This is a genomic window from Rossellomorea arthrocnemi (assembly GCF_904424705.1).
Taxonomy (GTDB): Bacteria; Bacillota; Bacilli; order Bacillales; family Bacillaceae_B; genus Rossellomorea; species Rossellomorea arthrocnemi.
Map to the genome: position 1 here is coordinate 39,128 of NZ_CAJGBF010000025.1, position 9,418 is coordinate 48,545.

The window sequence follows — 9,418 nt, forward strand, 5'->3', positions numbered from 1 at the left end:
TCATCCTGAGGATGTGTAAAATAATAGTAATTAGATATCGAATATTCTATGAAGAAGAGAGTAATCCTGACGTGAATCAAAAGCGAGCCGGGGATGGTGGAAGCCCGGTGTGAAGCCAAGGATGAACCGCACTTCCGAGAAGTTTTTCTTGAAATCAGTAGGGGAAAACCGGGATCTCCCGTTATACAATGAGTGTCCTTATTGGGAATAAGAGTGGTACCGCGAGCTAAACTCGTCTCTATGTTAGATAGAGGCGGGTTTTTTTGTGTTTCATACTAATGGAGGTGTAACAAGTTGGATTTAAAATCAATATTAGCCCATGAATTAAAGTCACAGCTCTTGTCAGATTGGAGCGAGAAAGATCTCTACGACCTGATCGAAACTCCAAAGCATAGTCATTTGGGAGATTTGGCCTTCCCTTGTTTTCAATTGGGGAAAACTCTGAAGAAAGCTCCTGCACAAATCGCCAATGAATTTGCCGCCACAATGTCTTCCCCTCTTTTTTCCAAGGTGGCGGCAGTTGGACCTTATGTCAATATTCATTTCGATGGTTTAAAAGCAGGACAGGAAATCGTTTCAGGTATATTGGAAAAAGGAAAAGATTATGGAACCCACACCTTCGGAGAAAATAGAACCGTTGTATTAGACATGTCTTCTCCCAACATCGCCAAACCGTTCTCCATGGGGCACCTCCGTTCGACTGTCATCGGTAATGCCATCGCTACCATCGCCGGTAAATGCGGCTATACTACCGAGAAAATCAATTATATCGGGGACTGGGGTACGCAATTTGGGAAGCTGATCGTTGCGTTCAAAAAGTGGGGGGATCCCGAAATGGTTAAAGATAATCCCATTGCCGAATTGTTCGTTCTCTATAAAAAGTTTCATGAGGAGGCAGAAAACGACCCCTCCCTCGAAGAAGAAGGGAGAAGAGCTTTTAAGCTTCTGGAAGATGGGGATGAAGAAGTTACGGAGCTATGGAAATGGTTTAAGGACGAATCACTGGAAGCCTTTAAAACGATTTACTCATTACTTGGCGTGGAGTTCCATTCATATAATGGGGAAGCGTTTTTCAATGACAAAATGGAAGAAGTCGTGACATTGCTTCAGGAACAACATCTTCTTGAAGAATCCCAAGGGGCTCAGGTCGTTCGTATGGATGATGGGAATCTGCCTCCCTGCCTGATTAAAAAATCGGATGGAGCCACTCTTTATGCCACCAGGGACCTGGCCGCTGCCCTCTATCGTCACCGTCAATATGCCTTTGATGAAGCCCTTTATATCGTTGGACAGGAACAAACCATCCATTTCAAGCAAGTGATGAATGTACTGAAAAAGCTCGGGTACGATTGGGCGAATGAAATGAAACATATTCCGTTTGGTCTGTATCTAAAGGATGGGAAGAAGATGTCTACACGAAAAGGCAGAGTCATCCTTCTTGAAGAAGTGCTTCACGAAGCAATCAAAATGGCAGAAGAAAACATTAAGCAGAAAAACCCCGACTTAAAAGATGCTTACGCTGTTGCAAGAGATGTCGGTGTCGGGGCAATCATTTTCCATGACCTGAAAAATGATCGGCTCAATGATATAGACTTCTCTTTGGAACATATGCTTACCTTCGAAGGTGAGACCGGCCCTTATATTCAATACACATATGCCAGAGCACAGTCTCTTCTCAGAAAAGCAGGAGAGTTAGGTCCACTGACATTTGACGGTCTTGAAGATGCCGAAAGCTGGGAAGTGATAAAGCAACTGCGACTATTTCCGGAGATCATTGAAAAAGCATGGCAGCAATATGCTCCATCCGTCATCGCAAAGTATCTAGTCGACACAGCACAAAGCTTCAATCGTTATTATGGTAAAACGAAAATCATATTAAATGACAACGAACAAAACTCACGTCTTGCATTGGTTCATGCCGTTGGGATTGTCCTTGACGAGGGGTTGCGGTTACTCGGAATGAAAGCCCCTTCCGAAATGTAGAACCCTAGAGAATTCTGTCACTATTTCCCGAGAAATAGATATATTTCGATAAGTTCGTTCACTTATTTTCAATCATTTATAGTTCTGTACTTGAAGTGAGATACGTATAGGATATTTCATGACTCCCTTTATGAAAAGTGATATACTTTCTTATGTTCTATTAAATTTGAAAACAATGCTTTATTCATAAAGGAGATTCCAAATGTCTGAACTACTTCACACGTTCGAAGCCTGGTTATTGGATTATGGTGTATGGGGACTGATTCTTGTTTCATTCGCAGATTCATCTTTCTTTCCCATCCCGCCTGATGTGATACTGATTCCATTAGCGATTGCCAACCCTGAAAGCGCATTGCTTTATGCATTTTATACGACGGTCGCTTCCGTCATCGGTGCCCTTTTGGGGTGGTTGATTGGGAGAAAGCTCGGACGCCCGATTCTTGTGCGATTATTCTCAGAATCCCGAATACAAAAAGTAGAAGAATACTTTACGAAATTCGGACCCATGGCCCTACTGATTGCCGGCCTCACACCGGTCCCATATAAGATTTTCACGATTTTCGCGGGGGTATCCGGTGTGAAGATCCGGGTATTAGTGATTTGGTCGATTATCGGCAGAGGGATCCGTTTCTTCCTGGAAGGAGCAATCATCCTGACACTCGGGGCAAAAGCAAAACCTTTTATCGAGGAAAACTTTACATTCCTTACCCTTGCAGCAGGCGGAGTGTTGATTGCTGTATATCTTGTCTATCTAGTCATCAAAAAGAAGAAACGAACTCCTTGACTAGTTAAAAAAGGAGCATGGGGAATGAAATTCATTCCCCATGCTCCTTTTTATTCGATAGAACCCACTACAAAACGCAGGTGCTTCTGTAACACTTCAAGAGACTGTCTGCTTCCTTCATATAATTCCCCGTCCATATCAAGCTTCTCATTTTGCCCCAGTTCAATATGGGCTTTTTTTGCCTGAATGTGCATAATATCATCATATTCCTCACTGATATTGCCCGTACTTTTGATGACGAGAAATTCCTTCAACAATGGAAATCCACTTTTCTTCACAAAATAGAGATCCATCAACCCGTCGTCCATATTGATGCAGTTCGGCAATGGGTTGGAACCGATGGAACGACCGTTGGCAACCAATAGCATGACAACGTCTTCTTCCACTGTCTCCTTTTCCGTCGTAACCTTCACACTTAGAATAGGGGAATCCTTAATCGATTGGAAGGCACTAATATAATAGCTTAGTTTCCCGAGCACGCTCTTGGATCCCATATCAATATTGTCGCTCGTCTGGGAAACCAGTCCTGTTCCCCAAAAATTACTGAAATACCTCTTACCTGCTTTGACAATGTCAATATCCTGTTCGAAAGGACGATCGGTTATGAGGCTGACGGCTTGTCCAATATCCATGGGGATATATAAAGAACGGGCAAAATCATTACAGGTCCCTCCAGGAAGAATGGCAACCAACGGACGCTCTTCGAGAACAGAGAGCCCATTGATGGATTCATGGATCGTACCATCCCCTCCCATGATCACAACTAACTCATATCGACTGCCGGACTCCTTACAGACTCTCTCGGCATCGCCTTTTTCTTTTGTTTTGTGAATGATTAGATTTGTGCAGATATCCAATAAGGGAGGGACAGCATCCTTCAGCAGGACCTCGAGAGTCCCTTGACCTGCCTTGCCATTGCATATAAGTAATATATTCGAAAATCTCGCCATGAATTTCGTCACCTCGCTTATAGATTTTGTGTAGTAAATAAAAAGAGGCTGACCCAAAACGATGAGTGGTTATCATCCTTATAGGACCAGGCCATGTGCTTTCAAAGTGATTTATTATTGTTTGATTCTTGGCGTAGAATCCCATGAATCTTGGGTCAACCTCTTTTACTATGCTGTATTGGAATCTTCCTGAGGGACTTGGATTACAGTACGATAGGCAATTCCAAGACGACCCTTGATATAGCTTTGGGGATCATAAGGAATATGCTGATTCTGCATACGATGAAGTTCCATTTCCGCAAACATTGCCAAGGCACGACACACCTGATCTAAAGCCATGCTCACACGATGAGGATCGGGCTGATCCCGGCTCATACAATAGTATGAAATTTCATCTGCCTTCTTTCTGATTTCCTTTAATGCCTGTAGATCAAACATCATTCTCTCCATGCCTACCCCTCCTCTTCACCTTACCTATAGTATATCGGTGAGAAAGGGGAAATATGTCTGTCCAACAATTCGAGCTGTTTATGAATCTTGTGTTAACGTCTTAGGTAATGGTTGATACTGCTTTAGTGAATGAAGAATTTCCCGTCTTGATTTCGTTTTTGAAATATTAACACCGACGTTCGACAATTTCGTTATCACTTTTTTAAAGCGATCGTTCTCCTTTACCACGTTATTCACCTCTTTTTAAAATATCGTTACCTATTTGTACGTTTGAACCTGTAAAAGGTTTCACTAAATCTGATATGGTTTCCCTTTTCCCTAAAAATGAAACGATAATCCTATTTTTACACATTTCAAAAGAATAAATTGTTTCGAATTACACAATTTATACACATGAAGACTAAATTACTCCTCTTACTGATTGTATCGTCTCTTATCTTTAGTCTATTTGGTCTACCTATTACAAGCGCTGAAAGTACGTACACTGTAAAAAAAGGAGATACTCTTTGGACCATTTCCAGGAAGCTTCAACTTGGATTGGCTGAAATGATTAGCGCAAACCCTCAGGTGACGGATCCAGATATCATTTATCCGGGTCAAAATATTAGAATTCCAAGTTATAGATTTGAAAACTCATTCGAAAACCAAGTCACGGAGTTAACAAATCTGGAACGGCAAAAACACGGACTTCCACCGTTTCAGATCGATAGGAAACTTACTCTTGCAGCCCTTTATAAGTCCCGTAATATGAGAGATGTCGGGTACTTCTCTCACAGAAGCCCGATATATGGATCTCCCTCTGATATGTTGAGGAAATTCCACATTCCATACAGGCACACTGCTGAAAATATTGCTGCCGGTCAAGTGAGTCCAGAAGAAGTTGTGAGGGAATGGATGGACAGTCCTGTTCACCGGAAGAACATTCTCAACCATACCTTTACTCATACTGGTGTGGGATATGCAAAAGGCGGAGCTTATGGGACGTACTGGACTCAGTTGTTTTTGTCAAAATAAACATTCGAATGCTAAAGGTCCGTCCCTCCGGCATGAAATGAGCACATCCACAATTAAAATTGGAAATTTATCTTAAGAATAAGTCTTGCGGCTACGTCAGATAATAAACGTGTACTGCCATTATGATCAAGGGGGAATTTTACATGCAAGTACGTGATATTATGTCGACAAATGTTGAAGCAGCTTCTAATTCGGATTCACTGGAGAGCGTAGCTTCTAAAATGAGTTCCAGAAACGTTGGTTCCGTTCCTGTTGTTGAAAACGGGCAGGTTGTCGGTATGATAACAGATCGTGACATTGCGACTCGTGGACTGAATCAAGGTGCACAAGGAAATGTCTCTCAGGTTATGTCACAGCAGGTTGTGACCATATCTCCGGATGCTTCTGCCGAAGAGGCATCAGCCTTAATGTCCCAGCACCAGGTGCGCCGTTTGCCGGTTGTGGAAAACGGACATCTTGTCGGGATGCTGGCTTTGGGGGATTTGGCAGTACAGCAGAAATCCGATCAAAGTGCCGGAAACGCCCTAAGCGGGATCTCTCAGAATCACCTTCGCTAACAAAGCTTTAGGGCAAGAACTTCAAAGCTTTCTTTTACCGAATAAGAGGCTGATACAGCCTCTTATTTTGGTGTGTAAACCGAGGTCCGTCCCTCCAATCTGCTAATGATGTCGAAGAGATGGGTATATCGTCATTTTTTTCATATTGAGGGAGGATTTTCTTGTTTTGTGACGAATTAGTGATGAATGCAAATGGTGTTAATGATGGAGGAGGTTTTTGTATGAGTCGTGCTGCACGATCGTACCGTAAGGAAGTTCGTCATTTCAAACGTGAGACCCGCAAAAAAGTCTTCGCCGACAGCATTTTTGATTTCTTGTTTATGTTATTTGGGATTTCAATGATTACTGGTATTTTATTATTTGTGTTAGGATTTTGGAATTTTTATTAATCGATTTACCGCTGCACTTTTTTATATCTAATTCATATCGAAGATCGAACTGTTGCCATGAGTTTTTATGGCTTTTTTTTTGAGAAAAAGAAGGACTCCCCCTTCATTCCGTCTGTATTACCTAAAGATTAGCACTTATTAAAATTCTAACTCGTAAGCGTTTTCAATGTTATAGTAAACCTTGTTATAAATTCTTAGGAGGTTTTACTATGTGGTGGCGTTTTGACACTGTCCTTATTCAAGACTCTATGGCCATTTTCTCTTATTTGGCTGCTTTAGTGGGTCTTGTATTTATTCTTGGGGAGTCGAAGAATACTTTCTTACAGAAATTCTTCCACTATGCCCCTCCATTAATCTGGACATATTTTCTCCCAATGTTGTCTACAACGTTTGGGATCATTCCGGATCAGTCATCTCTTTATGACTTTACATCGGCCTACATATTGCCCGTGGGATTACTATTGCTGCTTCTCTCAGCGAATGTTCCTGCGACTTTGAAACTTGGTCCTAAAGCGATTACGATGTTCCTTGCCGGGACACTCGGTGTTGTAATCGGTGGGCCTATTGCTTTGGCCATCTTCCAACCGTTTCTTCCAGAGGATGCATGGACTGGTGTAGCAGCACTTGCAGGCAGCTGGATTGGCGGAAGTGCCAATATGGCCGCCATGATTGAAGCAACTGGAACACCGAAAGAAATCCTTTCACCAATCATTGTGGTTGATACTGTTGTCGGATATAGCTGGATGGGCATCATGATTGCCCTTGCAGGCTTTCAGCATAAATTCGATAAATGGAACAAAGCGGATAACTCGATCATACGTAAGGTAAATGAGGACATGGGTGAAATTCAACGTAAAAATGCCCGTCCCATCGAAGTTCCTTATCTTGCTGCCATCATTGGTTTAGGATTCGGAGTCGCGTATGTCGTGAGAAAGTTTTCTGAAACGTTACCCGTCACCAATGTTCTCTCTGCCGGAACGTGGACGATTATGATCATATCAGCAGTAGGGATCATTTTCTCCTTTACAAAAGTTCGCACCTTGGAAAACTATGGGGCAAGTAAAATGGGATACGCAGGCATCTATTTATTGCTCGCAACAATCGGGGCTAAAGCCGACCTTGCGTATGTGTGGGATTCCCCTCAATACGTGGCAATGGGAATTGTGTGGTTAGCCATCCATGTTATCATTATTTTCTTGGTTGCCCGTCTATTAAGAGCACCTCTTTTCTTCGTAGCTGTAGGTTCTCAAGGAAATATCGGCGGAACGAGCTCGGCACCAGTTGTAGCATCAGTATTTCAGCCATCACTTGCTCCAGTTGGACTGTTGATGGGAATACTCGGGAATGTAGTGGGAACATACGCTGCCGTTGCCTGTGCCTGGATTGCTGAGTGGGTAAGCAGGACACTCTAGCTTTCAAAACGGACTACTGATAATCTCTCAGTGGTTCGTTTTTTATTTTTCATCGGTTCTATCCAACTCAAATATTATTCAAATTTATCGTCATAAACTATATCACAATAACTTTATTAGCCATTTCTTTTACATCCTCCTAGAAAGAAACCCTTGATTACTATGACAAAATAGTTCGATCCCCTAAATACAAACTGGTAATATTTTAATATTCAGATAATAACTTGACTTTCATTTGTAATTTTCAGATAATATTACATGTAACCGACACAAATTTCCGAGGGGGTTATCATGGACATATTAAACCATTTAGTCACGGAAGCGAATTCAATCTTGTGGGGGTATATTTTAATCGGTGTACTTCTCATTTTAGGTTTATACTTCACAATTGGATCTAAATTTGTTCAAATTCGCCACTTAGGTGAAATGTTTCGATTATTAGGTGATAAAGATGTTGTCGAAGCAGAAGGGGAAAAGCAGATTTCATCCCTGCAGGCATTCTTTATCGGAGCAGGTACTCGAATTGGTACAGGTAATTTAGCAGGAGTAGCCATTGCCTTAGCAATTGGGGGACCTGGAGCTGTCTTCTGGATGTGGCTTGTTGCCATTCTCGGAGGTGCCAGCGCCTTTGTTGAAAGTACATTGGCCCAGATTTACAAGGAAAAGGATAAGGTAGGATTCAAAGGCGGCCCCGGCTACTATATGAAGAAACAATTGGGCAAGCCTTGGATGAGTTCGATTTTTGCCGTCACCATCATCCTCTCCTTTGGGACAACCTTTAATGCCGTTCAAAGTAATACCATTGCAACGGCATTCAGTAATTCATTTGGTATCAATACCTTTGTAATTGGAATTGTATTAGCCGGTTTGACTGCACTCATCATTTTTGGCGGAGTTAAACGTATAGCCAATTTTTCTTCTTTCATCGTACCGATCATGGCCGGCTTTTACATTGTCCTGGCATTATTTGTAGTCATTACGAATATCACTGAAATGCCCGGCGTCATCGCGCTTATCTTCAAAAGTGCCTTTGGATTTGAACAAGTGGTCGGTGGTGGTATAGGTGCCGCCATCATGAATGGGGTAAAACGCGGGCTGTTCTCCAATGAAGCTGGTATGGGTAGTGCACCGAATGCTGCCGCTACGGCATCTGTTTCCCACCCGGTTAAACAGGGGTTCATCCAAGCACTTGGAGTATTCTTTGATACTATTCTCGTCTGTTCCGCAACGGCGTTTATCATATTAACTTCAGATGCCTACGGTTCCGGTTTGACGGGAATTGAACTATCCCAGGCAGCCATGTCTGAACACTTTAATTCATGGGCTGGTATATTCCTGGCGATTGCCATCTTTACCTTTGCCTTCAGCTCCATCATTGGAAGCTATTATTATGGAGAAGCCAATCTTCCTTTCATCAATAAGAGCAGGACCGGTCTTCTCATCTATCGTTTCATCGCGTTAGGAATGGTAATCTTCGGATCTGTCGCAAGTCTTGATATCGTTTGGAGCCTGGCAGACTTCTCTATGGCACTGATGGCCCTTACGAACTTAATCGCAATCGGGATTCTTGCCCCGATTGCGATCAAAGCATTAGATAATTATATGAGCCAGCGTCGACAAGGATTGGATCCTGTCTTCTATTCTGATGATATTCCTGGATTGAAAGGTGTTGAAAGCTGGCCAACACGACAACGTGAAATGCCAAAAAAAGCGGCTAATGAATAAAAAAACAGTGTAAAAGAGAGCAGCAGGGGTATCGACCCCCAAAAGTTAGAGTAGACAACTAACTTTTGGGGGTGTTTTTATGGCTAAATATAGTGAGGAATTTAAACTAAAACTTGTCACCGAGTATCTGGATGGCCATCTTGGATATAAATCA

Annotated in this window: 10 protein-coding genes and 1 other annotated feature; of the genes, 7 read left to right on the forward strand and 3 right to left on the reverse strand. The window is 42.4% G+C overall.

Going from position 1 to position 9,418, the window contains the following annotated elements:
- Positions 1–39: 39 nt before the first annotated feature.
- Positions 40–243, forward strand: a binding site (T-box leader).
- 51 nt (positions 244–294) lie between these two features.
- On the forward strand, positions 295–1,983 hold the full coding sequence (gene argS / locus BAA9072_RS21240; protein WP_201716614.1) for an arginine--tRNA ligase: 1,689 nt from the start codon (positions 295–297) through the stop codon (positions 1,981–1,983).
- Positions 1,984–2,185: 202 nt separating this feature from the next.
- Complete coding sequence (locus tag BAA9072_RS21245; RefSeq protein WP_201716615.1) at positions 2,186–2,767, forward strand: YqaA family protein; 582 nt, start codon at positions 2,186–2,188, stop codon at positions 2,765–2,767.
- Positions 2,768–2,817: 50 nt separating this feature from the next.
- On the opposite strand, the gene BAA9072_RS21250 is transcribed toward BAA9072_RS21245, so the two are convergent.
- The 3 genes from BAA9072_RS21250 to BAA9072_RS21260 all read right to left on the reverse strand — a co-directional run bounded on the left by BAA9072_RS21250 (position 2,818) and on the right by BAA9072_RS21260 (position 4,395).
- Positions 2,818–3,717 carry a diacylglycerol/lipid kinase family protein gene (locus BAA9072_RS21250; RefSeq protein ID WP_201716616.1) on the reverse strand — a complete coding sequence of 300 codons (900 nt, stop codon included), beginning with the start codon at positions 3,715–3,717 and terminating at the stop codon, positions 2,818–2,820.
- A gap of 168 nt (positions 3,718–3,885) precedes the next feature.
- On the reverse strand, positions 3,886–4,167 hold the full coding sequence (locus tag BAA9072_RS21255; protein ID WP_230980967.1) for a hypothetical protein: 282 nt from the start codon (positions 4,165–4,167) through the stop codon (positions 3,886–3,888).
- 78 nt (positions 4,168–4,245) lie between these two features.
- Positions 4,246–4,395 (reverse strand): Lmo0850 family protein, encoded by a 150-nt coding sequence (locus tag BAA9072_RS21260; RefSeq protein WP_098351100.1) that lies wholly within the window; start codon positions 4,393–4,395, stop codon positions 4,246–4,248.
- Between the two features lie 165 nt (positions 4,396–4,560).
- On the opposite strand from BAA9072_RS21260, the gene safA reads away from it, so the two are divergent.
- The 5 genes from safA (at position 4,561) to BAA9072_RS21285 (ending at position 9,264) form a co-directional block, all read left to right on the forward strand.
- Complete coding sequence (gene safA, locus BAA9072_RS21265) at positions 4,561–5,181, forward strand: SafA/ExsA family spore coat assembly protein (RefSeq protein ID WP_201716617.1); 621 nt, start codon at positions 4,561–4,563, stop codon at positions 5,179–5,181.
- Positions 5,182–5,324: 143 nt separating this feature from the next.
- A complete protein-coding gene (locus tag BAA9072_RS21270) occupies positions 5,325–5,738 on the forward strand; it encodes a CBS domain-containing protein (RefSeq protein ID WP_201716618.1) in 414 nt (137 codons plus the stop codon).
- A 221-nt stretch (positions 5,739–5,959) separates the two neighbouring features.
- Positions 5,960–6,127 carry a hypothetical protein gene (locus tag BAA9072_RS21275; RefSeq protein ID WP_201716619.1) on the forward strand — a complete coding sequence of 56 codons (168 nt, stop codon included), beginning with the start codon at positions 5,960–5,962 and terminating at the stop codon, positions 6,125–6,127.
- Between the two features lie 209 nt (positions 6,128–6,336).
- A complete protein-coding gene (locus BAA9072_RS21280) occupies positions 6,337–7,539 on the forward strand; it encodes a DUF819 family protein (RefSeq protein ID WP_201716620.1) in 1,203 nt (400 codons plus the stop codon).
- A gap of 291 nt (positions 7,540–7,830) precedes the next feature.
- Entirely contained in the window at positions 7,831–9,264 is a 1,434-nt protein-coding gene (locus BAA9072_RS21285; protein ID WP_201716621.1) for an alanine/glycine:cation symporter family protein, read from the forward strand.
- Positions 9,265–9,418 lie beyond the last annotated feature (154 nt).

Coding starts and splice junctions, on each gene's coding strand:
- BAA9072_RS21245 (WP_201716615.1), top strand. CDS start 2,186: ATGTCTGAACTACTTCACACGTTCGAAGCCTGGTTATTGGATTATGGT.
- BAA9072_RS21250 (WP_201716616.1), bottom strand. CDS start 3,717: ATGGCGAGATTTTCGAATATATTACTTATATGCAATGGCAAGGCAGGT.
- BAA9072_RS21255 (WP_230980967.1), bottom strand. CDS start 4,167: ATGGAGAGAATGATGTTTGATCTACAGGCATTAAAGGAAATCAGAAAG.
- safA (WP_201716617.1), top strand. CDS start 4,561: ATGAAGACTAAATTACTCCTCTTACTGATTGTATCGTCTCTTATCTTT.
- BAA9072_RS21270 (WP_201716618.1), top strand. CDS start 5,325: ATGCAAGTACGTGATATTATGTCGACAAATGTTGAAGCAGCTTCTAAT.
- BAA9072_RS21275 (WP_201716619.1), top strand. CDS start 5,960: ATGAGTCGTGCTGCACGATCGTACCGTAAGGAAGTTCGTCATTTCAAA.
- BAA9072_RS21280 (WP_201716620.1), top strand. CDS start 6,337: ATGTGGTGGCGTTTTGACACTGTCCTTATTCAAGACTCTATGGCCATT.
- BAA9072_RS21285 (WP_201716621.1), top strand. CDS start 7,831: ATGGACATATTAAACCATTTAGTCACGGAAGCGAATTCAATCTTGTGG.